At 59.3% G+C, this 20,328-nt stretch carries 20 protein-coding genes; 6 read left to right on the plus strand and 14 right to left on the minus strand.

Features of this window, described 5'->3' with window-relative positions:
* Positions 1-11: 11 nt before the first annotated feature.
* Positions 12-1,394 carry a cysteine--tRNA ligase gene (gene cysS, locus JMV15_RS12205; RefSeq protein ID WP_014718938.1) on the plus strand — a complete coding sequence of 461 codons (1,383 nt, stop codon included), beginning with the start codon at positions 12-14 and terminating at the stop codon, positions 1,392-1,394.
* Between the two features lie 112 nt (positions 1,395-1,506).
* Here cysS and JMV15_RS12210 read toward each other — a convergent pair whose 3' ends face one another.
* The 10 genes from JMV15_RS12210 to JMV15_RS12250 form a co-directional block, all read right to left on the minus strand.
* On the minus strand, positions 1,507-2,868 hold the full coding sequence (locus tag JMV15_RS12210) for a toxin-antitoxin system YwqK family antitoxin (RefSeq protein WP_014718937.1): 1,362 nt from the start codon (positions 2,866-2,868) through the stop codon (positions 1,507-1,509).
* A gap of 450 nt (positions 2,869-3,318) precedes the next feature.
* A complete protein-coding gene (locus JMV15_RS28360) occupies positions 3,319-3,675 on the minus strand; it encodes a hypothetical protein (protein WP_235991946.1) in 357 nt (118 codons plus the stop codon).
* Positions 3,676-3,846: 171 nt separating this feature from the next.
* A complete protein-coding gene (locus JMV15_RS28365) occupies positions 3,847-4,326 on the minus strand; it encodes a C40 family peptidase (protein ID WP_235991947.1) in 480 nt (159 codons plus the stop codon).
* Positions 4,327-4,578: 252 nt separating this feature from the next.
* On the minus strand, positions 4,579-4,917 hold the full coding sequence (locus JMV15_RS12220; protein ID WP_014718935.1) for a Na+/H+ antiporter subunit G: 339 nt from the start codon (positions 4,915-4,917) through the stop codon (positions 4,579-4,581).
* Positions 4,914-5,192 (minus strand): K+/H+ antiporter subunit F, encoded by a 279-nt coding sequence (locus tag JMV15_RS12225; protein ID WP_003192168.1) that lies wholly within the window; start codon positions 5,190-5,192, stop codon positions 4,914-4,916. The genes JMV15_RS12220 and JMV15_RS12225 overlap by 4 nt, the downstream gene beginning before the upstream one ends.
* The gene (locus JMV15_RS12230; protein ID WP_014718934.1) at positions 5,189-5,677 is read right to left on the minus strand and encodes a Na+/H+ antiporter subunit E; all 489 of its coding nucleotides are present in this window, start codon (positions 5,675-5,677) and stop codon (positions 5,189-5,191) included. Before JMV15_RS12230 ends, JMV15_RS12225 begins: the two co-directional genes overlap by 4 nt.
* Positions 5,674-7,356 carry a monovalent cation/H+ antiporter subunit D gene (locus JMV15_RS12235; protein ID WP_038450548.1) on the minus strand — a complete coding sequence of 561 codons (1,683 nt, stop codon included), beginning with the start codon at positions 7,354-7,356 and terminating at the stop codon, positions 5,674-5,676. Before JMV15_RS12235 ends, JMV15_RS12230 begins: the two co-directional genes overlap by 4 nt.
* Positions 7,353-7,697 (minus strand): Na+/H+ antiporter subunit C, encoded by a 345-nt coding sequence (locus JMV15_RS12240; RefSeq protein WP_003192163.1) that lies wholly within the window; start codon positions 7,695-7,697, stop codon positions 7,353-7,355. The genes JMV15_RS12235 and JMV15_RS12240 overlap by 4 nt, the downstream gene beginning before the upstream one ends.
* Positions 7,697-10,618, minus strand: a complete 2,922-nt coding sequence (locus JMV15_RS12245; RefSeq protein WP_038450545.1) for a monovalent cation/H+ antiporter subunit A — start codon at positions 10,616-10,618, stop codon at positions 7,697-7,699. Before JMV15_RS12245 ends, JMV15_RS12240 begins: the two co-directional genes overlap by 1 nt.
* Before the next feature lie 205 nt (positions 10,619-10,823).
* Complete coding sequence (locus tag JMV15_RS12250) at positions 10,824-11,753, minus strand: DMT family transporter (RefSeq protein ID WP_019819413.1); 930 nt, start codon at positions 11,751-11,753, stop codon at positions 10,824-10,826.
* Positions 11,754-11,845: 92 nt separating this feature from the next.
* Here JMV15_RS12250 and JMV15_RS12255 point away from each other — a divergent pair, with 92 nt between their 5' ends.
* On the plus strand, positions 11,846-12,409 hold the full coding sequence (locus JMV15_RS12255; RefSeq protein WP_038450543.1) for a helix-turn-helix domain-containing protein: 564 nt from the start codon (positions 11,846-11,848) through the stop codon (positions 12,407-12,409).
* Positions 12,410-12,431: 22 nt separating this feature from the next.
* Positions 12,432-13,826 (plus strand): FAD/NAD(P)-binding protein, encoded by a 1,395-nt coding sequence (locus tag JMV15_RS12260; RefSeq protein WP_038450540.1) that lies wholly within the window; start codon positions 12,432-12,434, stop codon positions 13,824-13,826.
* Between the two features lie 103 nt (positions 13,827-13,929).
* Here the strand turns inward: JMV15_RS12260 and JMV15_RS12265 are convergent, their stop codons facing one another.
* From JMV15_RS12265 to JMV15_RS12280, 4 genes are read right to left on the minus strand one after another with little or no spacing between them, the layout of a single operon-like run.
* Positions 13,930-15,183 (minus strand): efflux RND transporter periplasmic adaptor subunit, encoded by a 1,254-nt coding sequence (locus JMV15_RS12265; RefSeq protein WP_038450538.1) that lies wholly within the window; start codon positions 15,181-15,183, stop codon positions 13,930-13,932.
* Entirely contained in the window at positions 15,173-16,651 is a 1,479-nt protein-coding gene (locus JMV15_RS12270; RefSeq protein WP_038450537.1) for a TolC family protein, read from the minus strand. Before JMV15_RS12270 ends, JMV15_RS12265 begins: the two co-directional genes overlap by 11 nt.
* Positions 16,644-17,843 (minus strand): ABC transporter permease, encoded by a 1,200-nt coding sequence (locus JMV15_RS12275; RefSeq protein WP_038450536.1) that lies wholly within the window; start codon positions 17,841-17,843, stop codon positions 16,644-16,646. Before JMV15_RS12275 ends, JMV15_RS12270 begins: the two co-directional genes overlap by 8 nt.
* On the minus strand, positions 17,840-18,547 hold the full coding sequence (locus tag JMV15_RS12280) for an ABC transporter ATP-binding protein (protein ID WP_038450534.1): 708 nt from the start codon (positions 18,545-18,547) through the stop codon (positions 17,840-17,842). The genes JMV15_RS12275 and JMV15_RS12280 overlap by 4 nt, the downstream gene beginning before the upstream one ends.
* Before the next feature lie 355 nt (positions 18,548-18,902).
* Between JMV15_RS12280 and JMV15_RS12285 the strand changes: the two genes are divergently transcribed.
* The 3 genes from JMV15_RS12285 to JMV15_RS12295 form a co-directional block, all read left to right on the plus strand.
* A complete protein-coding gene (locus JMV15_RS12285) occupies positions 18,903-19,634 on the plus strand; it encodes a TetR/AcrR family transcriptional regulator (protein WP_014718925.1) in 732 nt (243 codons plus the stop codon).
* Positions 19,635-19,665: 31 nt separating this feature from the next.
* Positions 19,666-19,833 carry a hypothetical protein gene (locus JMV15_RS12290; RefSeq protein ID WP_155717093.1) on the plus strand — a complete coding sequence of 56 codons (168 nt, stop codon included), beginning with the start codon at positions 19,666-19,668 and terminating at the stop codon, positions 19,831-19,833.
* A 215-nt stretch (positions 19,834-20,048) separates the two neighbouring features.
* The coding region (locus JMV15_RS12295) for a hypothetical protein (RefSeq protein WP_197865365.1) at positions 20,049-20,328 on the plus strand (280 nt) is incomplete at its 3' end.

Genomic DNA, 20,328 nt, shown 5'->3' on the forward strand with positions numbered 1-20,328 from the left:
AGGGAAACATCGTGCTAACGATCTACAACACGCTCAGCAAGACCAAAGAAGTCTTCAAGCCGCTGGATGGCAACAAGGTGCGCATGTACGTGTGCGGCATGACCGTGTACGACTACTGCCACATCGGCCACGGCCGCAGCATGGTTGCCTTCGACCTGGTGACCCGCTGGTTGCGTTTCAGTGGCTATGACTTGACGTACGTGCGCAACATCACCGACATCGACGACAAGATCATCAACCGTGCCAACGAAAACGGCGAGTCGTTCGATGCGCTGACCGAGCGCATGATCGCCGCCATGCACGAGGACGAGGCGCGCCTCAACATCCTCAAGCCGGACATGGAACCGCGTGCCACGGACCACATCCCTGGCATGCACGCGATGATCCAGACCTTGATCGACAAGGGCTACGCCTACGCCCCAGGCAACGGCGACGTGTACTACCGCGTCGCCAAGTTCATGGGCTACGGCAAGCTGTCGCGCAAGAAGATCGAAGACCTGCGCATCGGCGCGCGGATCGAAGTCGACGAAGCCAAGCAGGACCCGCTCGACTTCGTACTGTGGAAAGGTACCAAGCCGGGCGAGCCGAGCTGGGAGTCGCCGTGGGGCGCCGGGCGTCCAGGCTGGCACATCGAATGCTCGGTGATGTCCACCTGCTGCCTGGGCGAGACCTTCGACATTCATGGCGGCGGCAGCGACCTTGAGTTCCCGCACCACGAAAACGAAATCGCCCAGAGCGAAGCCGCCACCGGCAAGACCTACGCCAACGCCTGGATGCACTGCGGCATGATCCGCATCAATGGCGAGAAGATGTCCAAGTCCTTGAACAACTTCTTCACCATCCGCGACGTGCTGGAAAAGTACCACCCGGAAGTGGTGCGTTACCTGCTGGTGTCGAGCCACTACCGCAGCGCCATCAACTACTCCGAAGACAACCTCAAGGACGCCAAGGGCGCTTTGGAGCGTTTCTATCACGCGTTGAAAGGCCTGCCCGCGGTGGCACCTGCAGGCGGCGAAGCCTTCGTGGCACGTTTCACCGAAGTGATGAACGACGACTTCGGCACCCCGGAAGCCTGCGCCGTGCTGTTCGAGATGGTGCGCGAGATCAACCGCTTGCGCGAGACCGATATCGACGCAGCGGCGGGCCTGGCGGCGCGCCTTAAAGAACTGGCCAGCGTGCTGGGCGTGTTGCAGATGGAAGCCGATGACTTCCTGCAAGCGGGTGCCGAAGGGCGTGTGGATGCCGCTGAGGTAGATGCACTGATCCAGGCGCGTCTGGCGGCTCGCAGCAATAAAGACTGGGCGGAATCCGACCGTATCCGCGACCAACTGACCGCGATGGGTGTGGTGTTGGAAGACGGCAAGGGTGGGACGACGTGGCGGTTGGCTGACTGATCGTTGAAAGCTGCACGCTGAATGAAAAACGCCCCGACTGGTTCGGGGCGTTTTTTTGCATATTGCTAAGTTTTTCGAATTAAACTTCTATTCCTGTCCAAGACCTTCATAGTCAGAGCGGAGTTCTCACCGAACACGGCTCTGAAATTTTTCCTGCTTGGTATTGGCAGTCTTCTATCAACGTCCCGTCTCGGCCCCACTGCCGTGATTGTCCGTTTCTCTCGCCGTGTGCGTATTCGGTAGAATAAAGTTGAGTTCCATCCTCAGACCAACCTTGCATCTTTCCATGTAGTTTTCCGTCTTTATAAATTGAGTGCTTTCTTTTTTGTCCGTTGTCATACCATTCTATGTCGTCGCCTTGGCGGTTATGATTTTCGTCTTGTTCCCATTGGCTGACTTTTATACCGTCAATGTTCCATTCGTGGCTTATTCTAATGTGCTGATTTGTATAGAGTGTTTGTGATTCGGTCTGGCCGTTTGCGAAGTATTTGACGTCCCAGCCATCCAACTGCCCGCGGTCATAATCTTGTATATTTTTTAGTGTGCCGTCTTCATAGTAATAATTTGATATTCCTGAGCGACTGCCATCTAAATATTTTTCCATGGATTCAGGATTTCCGTTAGCGTACAGTTTGACTCTTGGGCCATTTAGCACTCCATTTGCATAATGCTCACGGATCTTGATTTTTCCTGTCGGGTCGTAAGTTATGTACTCGCCGTCAGTGATAATTCCGTTATTGTAATTTATGGATTTTTCAATTTTTCCGTTTTTGTGGCGAACAATACTTTTTCCTTCACGTTGCCCCTGCGCACTCATTTCAATAGAACTCGAAACCATGCCGTTGCTATGAAAGGTGCGAAATTTATGGATGAATTTGCTCGCAGCATAGTCTTCATTGTCGACGAATCCATCAGCCGCAATCTTCTTGGTTTTTTTATCGTAGATATATACTTTCCAGGCTTTTAGCGTTTTGTCATAAGTTTGGGGTTGCTCTATGAAAAAAAGACTGCGCGCAGCTGGAACGGGTCGGTAATTCTCGTCTAAGTACATTTTTCCATCAATTAGCACATCTGTGAGTGATCTGCATGTTTCACCCGTGCAGGTAGCGAATTTGGTTGCCATTGGTATTTTTCGATCACAATCCTGATGGGTGATAAATAGTGCGGCTCCATCATCAGCGTATTTTTTGATTTTCTTAACTTCTGCTAGGAAACGTTCGACAGGAACGCCGATGGAGTCCGGTGTGATATGCAGTTTTGAAGTGCCACAACTGTGTTCTGTCGAAAGCGTCAGACGAACTGCCGCCATGAGCTTTACGCCGAAAGAGTCCGGGGTTTCTGTATCTATGTCGAGATAGGTTGCATTCATTTTTATATTTAGAATTGTCGATAGGTGAGTCTGTTCGGCTTGAGCGTATATTGCATTCGAGATGAGTGCTAGTGTCACTAAGAATTTCTTATATTCGAATTGCATCCCGATTTTCCATTAATTGACTTGTATAGAGAGGGTAAAGTTTTGGGTGGTGGCTGTTCGTGACTTCGATTTACGTTTGAGTGGAAGGTGTGCCCGCTAGAAACGCTCAATGGAGTATCGGGCACCAAAGAGAAGACTATGGGTCAATCGTTGTCTACAAAGAAGCGAGGGTTTCTGGCGCGGACGTAGGATGTTTCTTTGGGAAGTATGTCACGGTGCTTTACGTTGTTAGTGCTTGCGGGTGTTCAATAGCTGACGGTAAAAGGGGGTGGGTCTACCCAACTGACCGCAATGGTGTGGGTTGGAAGACGGCAAGGGTGGGACGACGTGACGGTTGGCTGACTGACCGTTGAAAGCTGCACGTTGAATAAAAAAACGCCCCGACTGGTTCGGGGCGTTTTTGAATATAAATATTGAAGACTTGGCTTGTTGTAGGTGTGATGCATGCGTTCAATAGTGAGAGAATAATTCTGTCTTCTTCACTGCGAGCATTACTAGGGTTTCGTATAGTGCTATTAGTTGTCCGAGCGTTTTGTTTGGGTAATTTTTATAGTTTTCGCGTGTTATATGAAGAGACTCTAAGTGGCGGCTTAGCTGATGCTGTGCCATGCCTAATTCGTTTTGGGCGATCTCTGTTCTATTCTGTTTATCGGTCGCCCACTTTTCAAATTCGATTTGACTGTATCGCCAAGGGTTTTCTTTGATGTCAATCTTCCATAGTTCTAAGTAGCCAGATTTGATTGTTAAGTCGGAAATTATATCGTCTGCACCCTCAGTGGTAATGGCTAAGGCTTCGAGGTCATGCAAAGTTTGGATGGAGTCTCCGTATAGTTTTCTAACGCTTTCGAGTAGTCTTTTGATTGTGTCTGTATGTATCTTAATTTTGTTCTTTGATTCGTCGTTTACAAGTGCTACCAGCTCTTCAGGGACTCGGATAACTGCGTTTTCAACCAGTTCGAGCCTTGGAGAGTTGAAGATTTAGACCGGAGTGCAACTGGATGGAGTGGCCGATAGCTTCAGGCCCGCATGGCTGTAGGCTTGCGCTACCAGCCTTGAGCAAAATTGAAGACTTGAAGGCTTTTCAAGTTCGACTTTTAAGTGCCCAAGCCATTCCTTCTTGAAAAAGGGCGCCGCCTTCACGGCCTCCCATATAGAATATACTGTGCCAATTTTTAATCGAGCATATTGCTCAATGATTTTCGAAGTCTCAGGTGAAAGATGCGGGTTGTATCGTTTTAGGGCGATTTGATTCGGGTGTTCAACAAGCAATCTCTGCGCATTAAAAGAATGAACGCCCCCTTTTTTATCCGCATGTATACAGCTGCCATAACCTACGCAAAGCATGACGTGCGAATAGTTGCCCCCGGTAAAGTTTCTTATTGTCTTGCTTGTGAGGCTTGTTTCGGTGGTGAAAACGATATCTCCGGGCTTCATCAGTGCCAAGTCGATCGAGTACATTTATTGTTCTCTCATGTTATACGGGAAAGGTTTAGTGCTGGATCGAGCGGGCGCTTCCCGATGTGGCGCGTAGCGGGATGATGCTAAGTTGGCGCAATTGGTGGAGCGTATCCGCTCTTTTGCCTGGCGCCAAACCAAATGTGGGAGCTGGCTTGCCTGCGATGGCGCAGTTTCAGTCAATGATGCTGTAACTGATAAACCGCTATCGCAGGCAAGCCAGCTCCCACATTTTTACTGAATTCGCCTGAAGAATCAGCGGCGGCTGCTGACTTCGGCGGGGACGTCATCACCGGCCATGCGTTTGCGGAACAGGGCGGTTCGCGCCAGCAGCAGTGTGGTGACCGGCACGGTGATCGCGAGCAAAATCGGAATCAACCAGCCGTGCAACACCGGCCCGGATTTGAGCGTTGAAAAATAAATGATCGACGCCAACGCCACGCTCCACGCCCCCAGCGTCGAGGCCAGTGCCGGCGGGTGCATGCGTTGGAAAAATTCTTTCATCCGCAGCAAGCCAATCGCGCCAATCAAGGCAAACAGGCTGCTGAGCAACAGCAACGCCGCCACGATAATCTCAACCCATAACGGCATCATTCAATCACCTCCCCACGCAGCAGGAATTTGGCCAGGGCGAACGAGCCGACGAAGCCGAACAGCGCGATCAATAGCGCTGCTTCAAAGTAAGTGTCGCTGGCATAGCGAATACCCAGGGTCAGCATCATCAGCATCGCCAGGATGTACAGGTAGTCCAGCGCCAGTACCCGGTCCTGGGCCGAGGGGCCTTTGAACAGGCGCACCAGGGTCAGCACCATGGCCAGGGAGAACAGGAACAGGCTGAACAGGATCGCATTGGCGAGCAGGGCGCTCATTCGAAGATCTCCATCAGGGGCCGTTCGTAGGCGTGCTTGAATTGCTGGATAAACGAGGCTTCGTCATCCAGGTCGAAAACGTGCAGCAGCAGGATGCTGCGGTCCAGGGCCAGTTCCGACCAGACGGTGCCGGGGGTCACGCTGGTGATCATCGCCAGCACCGCCAGGCCGTTGGCGTCGCGCAGGTCCAGGGGGATCTTGATAAAGCGCGAGCGCGGTGGGCGTGAGCCGCAAGTGAGTACGCCCCAGGCGACGTGCAGGTTGGAGATGATTACGTCAAGGCCGACCCGGAAAAACAGGCGGATGATCACCCCAGGGCGACGGATGCGGATCGGCAGCGGGCGCAGCGGCGCCATCATCAGCGGCGCAAGAAAGCCCAACAGTGCGCCCAGCAGCAGGTTGCCGGGGCTGATCGACAAGTTCAGCACCAGCCACAATACCCACAACGCCAACGACAGCCAGGGAGCCGGGAACAGACGTTTCATGGCTGCACCTCCAGGGCGGCGGCCTTGGCTTCAGGGCTGGGCACTGGGCGGGTCGCGAGCACTGCCATCACGTAGTGTTCCGGGTTGTTCAGGCTTTGGGCGGTGGCCTGGGTGTAGCGCATCAGCGCCTCGGCCTTGAAGGTCAGCGCGATGCTCAACCCCAGCAGCAGGAAGATCGGCACACACTCGTAGCGGCGCAGCAGCGGTGATGGGCGTTCTTCCGGGGTCCAGAAGCGCTGGATGCCGAGGCGGGCGAAAGCGATGAGCGAGGCCAGGCCAGAGAGAATCAGCAGCGCGACCAGGCCCCAGGCCGCCGGGCGGATGGACTCGTCCACGGCGTTGCCCAGGCCCAGTGGATTGATCAGCGCACTCAACAGGCTGAGCTTGCCGATAAACCCGGACAGCGGCGGCATGCCGATAATCAACAGCGCGCAGGCGATAAAGCTCAGGCCCAGGAAGGCCATGGTCCAAGGGATGACCTGGCCGATCACCGCTTTTTGCTCATCGTCCAGGTTCACACCCGGGCGCGGATGCAGCGATTCCATGGCTTTGGGCAGCGCATCAATCTCCTCATCCAGCGGCAGGTCGTTGGCCGAACGCGAACGCTCGATCAACTCCGCCAGCAAAAACAATGCACTCAGTGCCAGGGTGGAGCTGACCAGATAGAACAGCGCCCCCGCGGTCAGGCTTGGCTGGGCAAACCCTACCGCTGACAGCAGGATCCCGGCCGACACCAGGATACTCAGGCTGGCCATGCGCTCCAGGCGCTGCGCCGCCACCATCGCCAGTGCCGCGCAAATGATGGTCGCCATGCCGCCATACACCAGCCAATCCCCGCCAAACAGTGCCGAAGCACCGGCCTGGCCGGAAAACAGCAGGGTCCACAGGCGCAGCACGGTGTACACGCCGACCTTGGTCATGATCGCGAACATTGCCGCCACCGGCGCGCTGGCCGAGGAATAGGCGGGCGCCAGCCAGAAGTTCAGCGGCCACATGCCGGCCTTGGCCAGGAACGCCGTAGCCAGGATCGCCGCACCGGCATGCAACAGGCCGCGATCCGCCTCCGGCACCAGCGGGATCTTCAACGCCAGGTCGGCAAAGTTCAGCGTGCCGGTGACGCCGTAGATCATCGCCGCGCCAATCAGGAACAGCGACGACGCCAGCAGGTTGATCGCAATGTAATGCAGCCCCGACGATACCCGCGCGCGGCCGGAACCGTGCAGCATCAGGCCGTAGGAGGCGGCCAGCAGCACTTCGAAGAACACGAACAGGTTGAACAGGTCGGCGGTGAGGAAGGCGCCATACAGCCCCATCAGTTGGATCTGGAACAGGGCATGGAAGCTGGTGCCCGCACGGTCCCAGCGGGCCATGGCGAACAGCAGCGCGCTGACGCCGATAATCCCGGTCAGCACCAGCATCATCGCCGAGAGTTGGTCCACTACCAACACGATGCCGAACGGCACCTGCCAGTTGCCCGGCAGGTACACGCCAATGGAGCCGGGGCCGCCTTGTTGCGTCCAGTACAAGAGCAGGATGGCCACGCCCAGGCCGACGATGCTGGAGCACAGATTGATCTGGGCTTTGAGCGGGCGGCGTTTCTCGCCCAGCATCAGCATCAGCCCGGCGGTGAGCAGCGGCAGCAGGATCGGCGCGACGATCAGTTGATTCATCCACGTCATTCCTTGGGCTCCCGGCCGTCTACATGGTCAGTGCCGGTGAGGCCCCGGGAGGCCAGCAGCACCACCAGGAACAACGCGGTCATGGCGAAGCTGATCACGATGGCCGTGAGCACCAGGGCCTGGGGCAGTGGGTCGGTGTAGTTGAGCAGGTCTTGGGGCACGCCGTCCTTGATGATCGGCTCCTTGCCGATAAACAGGCTGCCCATGCTGAAGATGAACAAGTTGACGCCGTAGGACAGCAGGCACAAACCCATGACCACCTGGAACGTCCGTGGCCGCAGGATCAACCAGACGCCGGAGGCCGCCAGGACCCCAATGGCTATTGCGATGACTTCTTCCATCAGGCGGCTCCTTCGGTTGCAGCAACCACTTTGGGCTGGTTGCTCGGTTTATGCGCGCGCACCGACTGGTGGCCGAGGGCGGTGAGCATCAACAGGGTCGAGCCCACGACCATGGCGTACACGCCGACGTCAAAGAACAGCGCACTGGCGATATGAATATCGCCCAGTAGCGGCAGGCTGAAATGCCAGGTATGCGTAGTGAGGAACGGGTACCCGGCGAACAGCGCACCCAGCCCGGTCAAGGTGGCCGACAGCAGGCCGAAGCCCATCCAGCGCATCGGCCGCAGGCTCATCTGCGCCTCGACCCACTGGGTGCCGGCAACCATGTATTGCAGGATAAACGCCACCGACATCACCAGCCCGGCGACGAAACCACCACCCGGTTGGTTGTGGCCACGCATGAACAGGTAGAACGACACCACCAGCGCAATCGGCAGCAGCAGGCGCACCAGTACCGCCGGCACCATCATAAAGCCCAGGGCGGTGTCGCTGGCCTGGCGCGGGTTGACCAGGTCGGTCGCCACGTCCGGCGCCAGTTGGCGCTGTTGGGGCGGCAACTCCATGCTTTCCTTGGATGGGCGGAAGCGGCGCAGCAAGGCGTACACGGTCAAGGCCACGGCGCCCAATACGGTGATTTCGCCCAGGGTGTCGAAGCCACGGAAGTCCACCAGCATCACGTTCACCACATTGCTGCCGCCGCCTTCGGGCAGGGCACGGCTTAAGTAGAACGAGGAAATATCGTTGGGCGTCTGGCGGGTCAGCATCGCGTAGGACAACAGCGCCATGCCGCCGCCGACTACGGTGGACAGCAGCAAGTCACGCAGGCGGCGGATACGCGCCTTGCGCAGCGAGCTGGGCAGGGGTGAGACCTCTTCGATCCGCCGTGGCAGCCAGCGCAGGCCAAGCAGGATCAACACGGTAGTGACTACTTCCACCACCAATTGGGTGAGGGCCAGGTCCGGCGCCGAGAACCACACGAAGGTGACGCAGGTCATCAGGCCGCACACGCTGACCATGGTCAGGGCCGCCAGCCGGTGGTACTTGGCTTGCCAGGCGGCGCCGAGGGCGCAGGCAATCGCCAGCAACCACAGGGTGACGAAGACGATGGACCCCGGGATTTTCGGGCGGTCGCCCCAGCTGAGGCCACTGTTGAACATCGGGATCATCGCGCCGATCACTGCCAGTAGCACCAACAGGAACAACTGGGTTTGCAGGCGCTTGGTGCTGATGCGTTTCTCGATCCGGCGCACACCGCGCATCATCACCACCAGGCAGCGCTCGAAACCGCGCTTGCCGTTGAAGTAGCCGATCAGCGGCGGGTATTCGAAGCGGCCACGCTTGAGTTGTTTGCGCAGCATCAGGTACAGCACCACGCCGCCGGTCATCGCCACCAGGCTCATGATCATCGGCGCGTTCCAGCCGTGCCAGATCGCCAGGCTATATTCCGGCAACGTACCGCCCACCACCGGCAGGGCGGCAGCGGCGAGGATCGAGCCGACCATCTGGGCCGGGAAAATCCCCACCAGCAGGCAGGTGAACACCAACAGCTCGACCGGTGCACGCATCCAGCGCGGCGGCTCGTGGGGCGTGTGTGGCAAGTCGGTGGCGGGCGGGCCGAAGAACACATCCACGGTAAAACGCAGGGCATAGGCCACGCTGAATGTACCGGCAATGGTCGCGATCAGCGGCAGGGCGATTTCCACCCACTGAGTCGACGAGATAAACACGGTTTCGGCAAAGAACATCTCTTTGGACAGGAAGCCATTGAGCAACGGCACCCCGGCCATGGACGCGCTGGCGACCATCGCCAGGGTCGCGGTAAACGGGATCAGGCGCACCAGCCCGCTGAGCTTGCGGATATCCCGCGTGCCGCTTTCGTGGTCGATGATGCCCGCGGCCATGAACAGCGAAGCCTTGAAGGTGGCGTGGTTGAGAATATGGAATACCGCGGCAACAGCGGCCAGCGGGCTGTTAAGGCCCAGCAGCAGTGTGATCAGCCCGAGATGGCTGATGGTGGAATAGGCCAGCAGGCCCTTGAGATCGTTTTGAAACATGGCGCAGTAAGCGCCGAGGAGGAGCGTGAGGGCGCCGGCACCGCCGACGATCCAGAACCATTCTTCGCTGCCGGACAGCGATGGCCACAGGCGGGCCAGCAGGAACACGCCGGCCTTCACCATCGTCGCCGAGTGCAGGTAGGCCGAAACCGGCGTTGGCGCCGCCATGGCGTGGGGCAGCCAGAAATGGAAGGGGAACTGCGCGCTTTTGCTCAAGGCGCCGATCAGCACCAGGGCGAGCATGACCGGGTACAGCGAATGCGCGCGAATCTGATCGCCCGCCGCCAGCACCTGGTCCAGATCATAGCTGCCGACGATATGCCCCAGCAGCATGACCCCCGCCAACAGGCACAGCCCGCCGGCGCCGGTGACCATCAGCGCCATATACGCCCCGCGTCGCGCATCGGCACGGTGGTGCCAATAGCCGATCAGCAGGAACGAGAACAGGCTGGTCAGTTCCCAGAAGAATACGATCTGGATCAGGTTGCCGGAGATCACCAAACCCAGCATGGCGCCCATGAACGCCAGGAAAAACGCAAAGAAACGCGGCACTGGGTCGTCCGGCGACATGTAGTAGCGCGCATACAGCGACACCAGCGTGCCGATGCCCAGCACCAGCATCGAGAACAGCCAGGCAAACCCATCCATGCGCAACACGAAGTTCAGCCCCAGGCTGGGCAACCACATGAATTCTTCGCGGATCACGCCACCGTGGGCGATCTGGGGGTAGAGCAGGGCGACTTGAATAGTACCGACCAGCGCCACAAGGCCGGCCAACAGGGATTCGGTGTTACGTGCGTTATGCGGCAGCAAGGCCGCCAGACAGCTGCCGATAAAAGGCAGAAGCAGTAGAACTATCAGGGACATAGGCTTCTAATCTGCGGGAGTTTGGGATGCATCATACGTGCCGCTTTCATGATCACCAAACGGCAAGATGTGGCAGGATCCTACAAAGTAGGCTGAAACCTCCCATTTGGCACTGTTTCAACCTCCCTCTGAACTGAAATGCCGACCCTCTGGGAGCCGGGCTTGCCCGCGATGACCATAGACCTGGCACCCCAGCGTTCCCAGGTTAGCCCTGACGCTCCTGTTCCAAGGCATCTGCCAGCTCAACGGCCTTTTGCCCCTTGGTCTTCAACTCACTCACAATCACCGCCAGCACAATCAACACCGCACCCAGCATCGCGATTGGCGGGAACCGTTCCCCGGCGATCCGCCCCACAACGCCTGCCCACACCGGCTCACCGGCATAAATCAACGTCGCCCGCGTTGGCGAAACACTTTGCTGGGCCCAGTTCATTGCCACCTGGATCACCGCACTGGTCAAACCCAGGCCTACGGCGCTGAACAGCAGCAACCACGAAAAGCCGGGTAACGCCTCGCCCATCGGCACCACCATCATGAACGACAGCACTGAAGCCGTGGCCAATTGCACAACGGTCACCCGACGAATATCCACTTGGCCGGCAAATGCGCTGATCAAAATGATCTCGGCCGCTATGGCCACTGCACCGATCAAGGTGGCGATTTCACCCGCGCTGAAATTCAGCGAGGCCCCCGCCGGGCCGGTCAACAGCATCAACCCGGCAAACGCCAACATGATGCCGATGCTGGGCATCAAGCCGGGGCGACGGCCCAGCACCAGCCACTGCAACAGCGGTACGAACGGCACATACAAGGCGGTGATAAACGCCGATTGGCTGCTCAAGATGGTTTGCAGGCCAATGGTCTGCAAACCGTAGCCGAACATGATCGCCACCCCGATAAACACTCCGGCCTTCAATTCGAACAGGGTCAGGTCGCGCAGGGTGCGCAAGGAAAAGAACCCCACCACAATCGTCGCGGCTGCGAAGCGCAGGCCGACAAAGAACATCGGCCCGCTGACGGTCATGGCGTGCTGCACCAGTAAAAAGGTGCCGCCCCAGATCATGGTGATCACCACCAGGATGCATTCGGCTTTACTGAAACGGTTGAAACGCGAAGGGGAGTTCGGGGCGGTCATGGCGGCTCGGTCTTGCAAGGGGAAAGCACGGACCGCACAATGCGCCGCACGCTGGGCAGTATACTGCGCACACCCACCTATTGAGCAATATAGTGCACAAAGAAAATCCGCAACGGGCTTCGGTCCTGCAGCACGTCAGCCAGAACGTTCGTCGCCTGCGCCATGCCGCCGACTTGAGCCAGACCGCGCTCTCGGAAAAGTCCGGAGTCAGCCGGCGTATGCTGGTGGCGATTGAGGCGGGGGAGAAGAACGTCAGCCTGTCGACCCTGGACCGTGTCGCCGAAGCGTTGGACGTGGCGTTCAGTGACCTGATCCAGGCGCCGGATGTGCGGGACCACAGCCGTATCAACGAGCTGGCCTGGGCGGGCGAGATTGTCGGCAGTAAGGCAGTGTTGCTGGCCAAGGCCACGGCACGGCGTGAAGTCGAATTGTGGGAGTGGCGGCTTGAGCCTGGTGATCGTTATTGCCCGGACCCTGATTTGGAAGGGTGGAGCGAGCAACTGTTTGTGTTCGAGGGCAGCCTGACGCTGGTGATAGGTGATCAGGAAACTGTCATCGAGGCTGGAGAGTTCTTTATGTTCGCCAGCCACCAGCCCCATGCTTATCGCAATGATGGGAGCGCGGCGGTACGGTTTGTTCGAAATGTGGTGATTTGAGCAACAATAAGGGCGAACTGGCATGAGCGAATCCACCCGCGTTGCAGACGTACTGATCATCGGTGGTGGCCTGAGCGGCACGATGCTGGCCGTGCAACTGCTGCGCCTGCCGGGCACGCGGCGCATCCTGATAGTCGAACTCCGTGCGGAACTGGGGCGCGGCGAAGCCTACAGCGCGGTCGAATTGGGCCATACGCTAAACGGCAATGCGGCGCGCATGAGCGTTGACCCGGACAACGCCGACGACCTGACCCAATGGCTCACCGACTACATCAGCGCCGGCGGATGGCCCGAGTCGTACCAACACCATGTGCCCATCAGCGAACTGTTCCCGCCGCGGGGGCTTTTCGGCCTGTACGCCCAGCAGCGTCTGGCCCAAGCCAAGGCGCTTTCTACATCGAGCGTCGAGCACATCCGCGCCGAAGGGGTAGACCTGCAAGTCGACTCCACCTCGGCGTTGTTGACCCTCGATACTGGCGAGCAACTGCGCGGCGCCTGTGCGGTAGTGGCCACCGGCATGTTTGCGGCGGCGCGCACTCCGCAGACCGAGTCCACAGGATTGAATGCCGCCGCGTTGGACCCTTGGGATGTCCCCGCGATGGCTCGTCTCGACCCACAATCGACCGTACTGATCATCGGCTCCGGACTGACCATGGTCGATGCAGTAGTCTCCCTGGAACAAGCCGGGCATCGCGGACCTATCGAGGTTTTTTCGCGCCACGGCTTGTTGCCCCATGTACGCCGGCAACCGCCGAGCTGGGACGACTTCCTCGCCGCTGACCACAGCCTGAGCAGCCCCCGACAATTGCTGCGTGAGGTGCGACGCCAATGCCAGCTCGCGCTGAGGCAAGGCATTGACTGGCAGGCACCGCTGGACACGGTGCGCGCGCACATAGCACGCCTGTGGAGCCAGGCCAGTGAGGCTCACAAGCGCCAGTTCGTGCGGCATGTACGGCCTTGGTGGGAAAGCCATCACCACCGTTCGCCGCCCTTGAGCGCGCAGTTGGTGGCGCGGTTGCAGGAGCAAGGGCGATTGCGGATTCAGGCGGCGTCGTTCAAGGGCTTGGTGCCGTCGCAAGAGGGAGTTGCCATTGCGGTGCGTTACCGTGGCGAGGATGTGATCACCCAGGTGTTGGGCGCTGCGCTGATCAATTCCAGCGGCATCGAATACGACTGGCGCCGGGTGGCCCGGCCTTTACCGCAGCAACTGCTCAAGCGTGGGTTGGTCCAGCCTGGGCCGCTGGCGCTGGGGATTGCGGCGGATGCAACGGGGGCGGTGCTGGATGCTCGCGGCCAGGTCAGCCAGCGACTGTTCGCCATGGGGCCGCCGTTGCGGGGCATGTGGTGGGAGAGCACGGCGGTGACCGATGTGGCCCTGCAGGCCAAGACGCTGGCCGCCAGGCTGGTACAGCGCTGAATGTGGGAGCTGGCTTGCCTGCAAAAGCGCTAGTGCAGTAACAGATGCAGTGACTGACACACCGCTTTCGCGGGCAAGCCCGCTCCCACATTGTGTTCTCCTTTTATCTTGAGATTTTCACAAACCCGGATGTCAGCCCAAACACCTCAACCCCCTGCGGCGTCGATTGCCCAGGGGTCACTTTCACCCGCTGCACCGGTTTATCCATCGCCGCCCGATACTCCACCGTCATGTCCGCCTGGATCGCCTGGCTGGGAATCACGATCGCCTGGTCATTGTTATAAGTGACAATCGTCAACCGCGCACTCATGCCCAGACGCACCCGCTGCAACTGCTGGGGCGTCAGGGTGGGGATCGACAAGGTCACCGGAAACTGCGCGCTGCCCTGGCTGTCGCTGGCGATGGCCAGGCCGCTGACCACACTGACTGAACCCGACAGCCGCTCGCCATCAAAGCCATCGCCCATGACTTCAACGGCCTGACCCTGACGCAACTGGTTGATATCCAGCTCTGAGACTTTGGCGACGATTTTCAAGCGTTCGATATTGGCCAGGCCGAACAGCACCTGGCCCTGGCTGACCTTGCTGCCGGCCTGCACCGGCGCGTTGTTATTGCCGCCAACTTGAGCGGTATTGGTGTTGCCGGGCGCCGGTACTACGATGCCCGAGAAGGGCGCCTTGACCTCCTTGCCTTCGAGCAGTGTTTGCAAAGCTTCGTATTTCACCGTGGCATTGGTCAGCTCCATCTCGGCGATCTGCCGGTATTCGCCCTGGCCTTGGTCCAGGGCTTGTTGCAGCTCACTGCGCGCCGCCACCAAGTCCAATTGCTGTTGCTGGGTTTGCTGTTTGAGGTCATCCAGTTCGTTGCGCGGGATGATGCCGCGCTTGAACAGGTTTTCGCTCTCGGTGAGTTTGCGTTGGGTGTTGCCTGCGGTCATTTCAGCGGTGCGTAAACTGCGACGGGCGCGGCTGACGGTGGGGCTGCTGCCCCAGTCCTGCATTTCCTGCACGGTACGCCGGGCCTTGAGTTGCGCGGAGAGGGCGTCGCGCAGCTGTATTTCAAGCGTCGCCGGGTCCATGCGCAACAGGACCTGGCCGGCCTCGACGCGCTGGCCTTGTTCGACCAGGTTGGCCAGCACATTGCCGTCGAACGGTGCTGTCAGGACGACGGTGGTGTCAGGCTCGATCTTGCCCACCAGGCCGATCTGGTGCACCAATGGGTCGGGCTTTACGGCCAGCCACTGTTCGCCTGTAGCCGCTTGCTCAGCCCCGCTGCGTTGACTGAGCAGGCCGGCGGCCGCGCCGGCCAACAGCAGGATCAAGGCAACGGCCAGCAGGGATTTTCTATTAGTAGTCATTGAGGGCAATTTCCCAACTTTCCAGCGTCATGCCCAGGGTCAGATCGAGCTGGGTCTGGGCGTTCAAATAAGCGATCAGCGCATTGAGCTGGGCATTTTCGGCGTTGCGCAGGTCGGTCTCGAAGCTCAGCACCTGAAAGTTGGTGGAGCGCCCGGCGCTGAGCTTTTCCCGCTCGATCTCGATCTTGCGTCTGGACAACTCCACGGCGCGCTTGGAGATTTCATATTGGCGCCAGCGGGTGCCGAGGTCACGCACCACATTGTTGACGTTGCGCTGCAGTTCCTGACGAGCGTCGGTAATGCGGATTTCCTGATCCTCCACATTCACCCGCGCACGCACTTCGGCCTGGCGCGTGCTGATATCGCCGATGGGGATCTGCACTTGCACTCCGGCGTAACTGTCCCAGGTGCGGTTATTGTTATGGCCGTCGTCGTTGTCGGTGGCGGCGCGTATCTGGTTGGCGCCGGCGACCAGGTCCACCTGCCAGCGCCCGGAATCCTTGGCAATCACCAGGTTGAGGTCGGCCTGCTGGCTGCCGAGCAGGGCGGCGAGGTATTCCGGTTGCTGGTTTTGCGCGAGGTTGAAGGCCTGGCGTTTGTCGATCTCCAGGGGGGTGGCTTCCAGGGCCTCGGTGGCACGCACCGGTGTCGACAGGTCCAGGGCCAGCAGGCGCAGCAACGCCAGGCGGCTGGTGTCGAGTTGGTTGCGCGCTTCTTCCACGCCTAATTGCTGGGTGGCGATATCGGCTTCGGTCTGGACGATCTCGAACTCGGCCATGCGCCCGGCGCTGATCAGCGCTTTGTTCACCTCCAGTAAAGTAGTGGAGCGTTTGAGCGCTTCCTGGACGATCACCAACTGTTCCTGAGCGCGCAACAATTCGCGGTAGGTGGCGATGATCTGGCTGATGGTCTGCGCCACGGTGGCTTTGAGGTTCAGGCGGTTGGCCTGCTCGGCCAGGCGCGACAGGCGCAGCGGTGCGGTGGTGGCATCCCAACCGGCCCCGCGCATCAGCGGTTGGATGATCGCCAGGTCCAGGCCGTCGCTGCGGTAGCGGCCGGCGCGGTTGGCGTTGTTCAACTGCTGGGTCCAGGCCATGCTCAAGCGCGTGCCGTATTCGCCGAGCAGGCTGCTGGTGGGCGCGACGTTGGCGTTGCGCGCATTGTCTTGGGAGCCGCGGGTGCTGCGGTAATAGCTGTTGAGGGTGAGCTTGGGGTTGAACACGTCTTCGGCCACGCGCAGGTCGAACTTCTGCGCCACCCGTTGCAAGTAGGCGCTGCGGATCGCCGGGTTATTACGCAGGCCCAGGTACACCGCGTCCCCCAGGGTCATGGTAGTAGCTTGGGCGTTCAGCGAGACGCTACGCTCGTAGCCGCTGCGGGTAGTGCTGGGGGCCTGAGGGGTGATCACCACATCGGCGGCCATGCCCGGCAGGCTGATCAGCATGAGCAGTGCCAGGTACTTATTCATCGCGCAGGGCCTCAACCGGCTGCAAGCGTGAGGCCGACACCGCCGGATAAATGCCAAAGAACAACCCCACCAGCAACGTGCTGCCCACGCCCAGGGGCAGCGCGGCCACCGCCAGGGAAAACGCCCAGCCCGACAGCCACGCATACACCCAGGCGGCAGTCATGCCCAGAACTGCGCCGCACAGGGCCCCCACGGCGGTGAGGGTGACCGCTTCGAGCAAAAACAGATTACGGATGTCCCGCTGGCGTGCGCCCAAGGCCATGCGGATGCCGATCTCACGGCGGCGTTCCGAGACGTTCATCAGCATCACGTTCATCACCCCGACACCGCCGCCCACCAGTGAGATCGCGCCGAGGGCCAGCAGCAGGTAGGCGAAGGTGCGGCTTTGGCGGGTCATGCCATCGATCATTTGCTGGGGCACTGTGATGTCGACGCTATGGTCGGTGAGCTGGGGTTGCAGCGCGGCGGCGGCATCCTTGGCGATACGTTCCATGTCCTGTCCCGGCGCTGCGCGAATGATCAGGTTGTTGATCTGCGGGTTGGCGTAGATGCGGCGCATGCCCTCGGCGGGAATAAACAACGATTCGTTGGCTTGCACCGGCATCAGCATGGCCCTGGGCTGGTTGCGCAGGATGCCCACCACCAGAAACAGGTAATCGTTGATACGCACACGGTCGCCCAGTTGCAGCGGGTCACCTGGCGCGCCAAGGGCCTGGGCGAGTTGGTCGCCGATCACTCCGTAGGTTTCGTTGGCATCGAAGGGTGACAGGAAGCGCCCCTCACGCAGCGCCAGGCGCATGGCGTCCTGGATGCCCGCAGTACTGCCGACAAAGTTGGCATTGGCGGTCCGCCCATGAAACACAATGGGCCCGCTGAACAGGCTGAGCGCGCCGATATGGGCAATGCCTGGCACTGCCTGGCGCGCCGCGTCGAGGTCGAGCTGGGTGCGCATCTGCACGTTGCTGCTGCCCTTGGGCGGGAACTGGGCGATGAGGGTGTCGGTACCCATGTCCTTGAAAATCATCGCCGCATCCACCGCCGCGTTGTGGCCGATATTGATCAGCGCCACCACCGAGGAACTGCCGATGACGATCCCCAGGAGCGCCAGAATCGAGCGCTTGCCCAAGGTACGCAGGCTGATAAACGCTTCATGCAGCAGTTGGCTGAGGCTCTGCTCGACCCGCAGGCTCATGGGCGCCCGGCCTCATGCACCACGCCGTTGCGCACCAGGATCTTGCGCTCCAGGCGGTCGGCAATGTGGGGGTCGTGGGTGACGATGATCAGCGTCACCTGTTGGTCACGATTGAGGTTCAACAGCAGGTCCATGATCTCTTGGGCGGTGGTGCTGTCGAGGTTGCCGGTGGGTTCGTCGGCCAAAATCACCGAGGGGTTGCCTACCAGGGCGCGAGCAATGGCCACGCGCTGGCGCTGGCCGCCGGAGAGGTCGGCGGGGCGGTGGTGGGCGCGTTCGGCGAGGCCGACTTGTGCGAGCATGCGCTGGGCGTGTTCCACCGATTCATGCCGCGACACGCCGCGATAACTCAAGGGCAGTGCGACGTTGTCCAGGGCACTTAGGCGGGGCAGCAGGTTGAAGCTCTGGAACACGAAGCCGATCTGCTGGTTGCGGATCGCCGCCAGCTCATCGGGGGTGGCGTTGAAAATATCGTGGCCGGCAAAGTGGTATTGGCCGCAGTTGGGCAGGTCCAGCAGGCCGAGGATGTTGAGCAGGGTGCTTTTGCCGGAGCCGGAGGCACCGAGGATACCGCAGCTGTCACCGCTGGCGATGGACAGGCACACGTCATTGAGAATGTTCAACTCTTGCCCGGCGAGCTGATAGCGCTTGCCGATGCCTTGCAGGGAAATCAAGCCGGGTTGCGCGGGGGTCTGTGTCATCATGACTACGCCTGCAGTCTCGACGGTGCCGACTTGCTCCCCGAAAACCCTTGTAACAAGTTCGGAAGCTGCCTGTACGCGTCACGGACTGGTTTTATTTCTTGTTTTTAAAATATTGTTTGAATAGTAACTGCCTTCCTGACGCTTCGCCAGCCACGGAGGTAGAGCGGTTTTCTCTCTCGAAGCGATTTCGCCGTCACCTGTGTGTGGCTCACAAAAATCCCATGCCTGGTCTCAAAAGCCCGGTTATACAGGCTTTGGAAGATATGGCGGAGTGTCACTACTTGCTTTCGACGGGCCGCCCCGGTATAAAAAATCAAATTATTTTTTAAAACAATATTTCCGCCGTGGAATCCATATGGTCGCGAAGAAACTCAGCGCTCCAAACGTTACCAAGACTCGACTGCTGGATGCGACAGAGGCTCTTTTTATCAAGTACGGCTATGACGCCGTGTTGCTACGGCAGATAACCGAACGCGCCCAGGTCAACCTGGCGGCGGTGAACTACCACTTCGGGGACAAGGACTCCCTGATGAAAACCCTGCTGATGCAGCGCCTGGAGCCGCTCAACGAGCAGCGCCTGGAACTGCTGGCGCGCTGTGAAGCCGAATCCGATGGCCCACTGGACTGCGACACGCTACTGGGCGTGCTGTTTGCCCCGGCCATGGGCCTGGAGCGCAGCGACCCAGCCAGCGGGGAAGGGCGTTCGTTCATCCGCTTCCTGGGCCGGGTCTACAGCGACACGTCGCCGTTCATTCAGGAATACCTCAAGGTCCATTACCAGCCGGTGTTCCAGCGGTTCTTCGAAGCCTTCGCCCTGGCCTTGCCGGATTTGCCACGTAATGAACTGGGGGTGCGCCTGCAATTTGCACTCAAGGCCATCTCCGGGGTCATGGCCGGCACCGAACTGCGCTTGCTGATGAACTCCATGAGCCTGGGCCGCCCCGCCACGGATGCCGAGGTGATGGCCAAGCTGATTACCTTGGTGTCGGCAGCGATCCGAGTGCCGCAGCAGAGTGCAGAGGCTGAAACGGCGTTGGCGAAGGTGCTGGATACCCAGCGCGCCATTCGCGAACAAGCCACACGCTGAAGCCAATCCTCAAACCCCTGTAGGAACGAGCTTGCTCGCGAATAACGTCAACGATAACGCGGGCATTCTGGTTAACCGCGCCGTCATTACGTTCTTCGCGAGCAAGCTCGCTCCTACAAAAGCGGGGCGTTTTCCAGCACCAAAAGGCAGGCAAAAAAAAGCCCGCTGGGGCGGCGGGCTTGATATGCAACGTTTGTAACGGATGAGGCTTCACACTACGTCTCGGCTTGTGAATAAAACGTGAAAAATATGTAAGAAGAAATGTGAATGTGCGGACATTGTATTAACGGCGCTTTTGCTCGCTGTATTACCTCTCGTCGCCACTGTCATCTTTGACAGCTAGACGCCTATCCCTTTCAAGCGTCTGATTTCCTTGTCCCATAGCCGTCAAGGCCCCAGCCAAGGAGTTCAGCCATGTCCAAATTACATGCCCCCGAAGAGCGCTTTCCGGTAGCGCGAAGCTCATCCACTCCCCGCAATGATCTCGACCCGCCGGCCTACTCGAACCCGGTGCTCAACGTGGTTGGGGCTGACAGGGGCCTAGGCGCGCGGCATCTCGATACTTACCTATATGTAACCATTTTGCGCTGGATTAATTTGCAAGCGGGTGATACCTGCGAGTACTTCCACGGCAGCCGTACGTTGCGCCTGGGCTTTCACACCGTCAAACCAGAGGAAACAGGCAAAAACTTTT

Origin of the sequence: Pseudomonas paracarnis, from assembly GCF_904063055.1 — a bacterium.
Taxonomy (GTDB): domain Bacteria; phylum Pseudomonadota; class Gammaproteobacteria; order Pseudomonadales; family Pseudomonadaceae; genus Aquipseudomonas; species Aquipseudomonas paracarnis.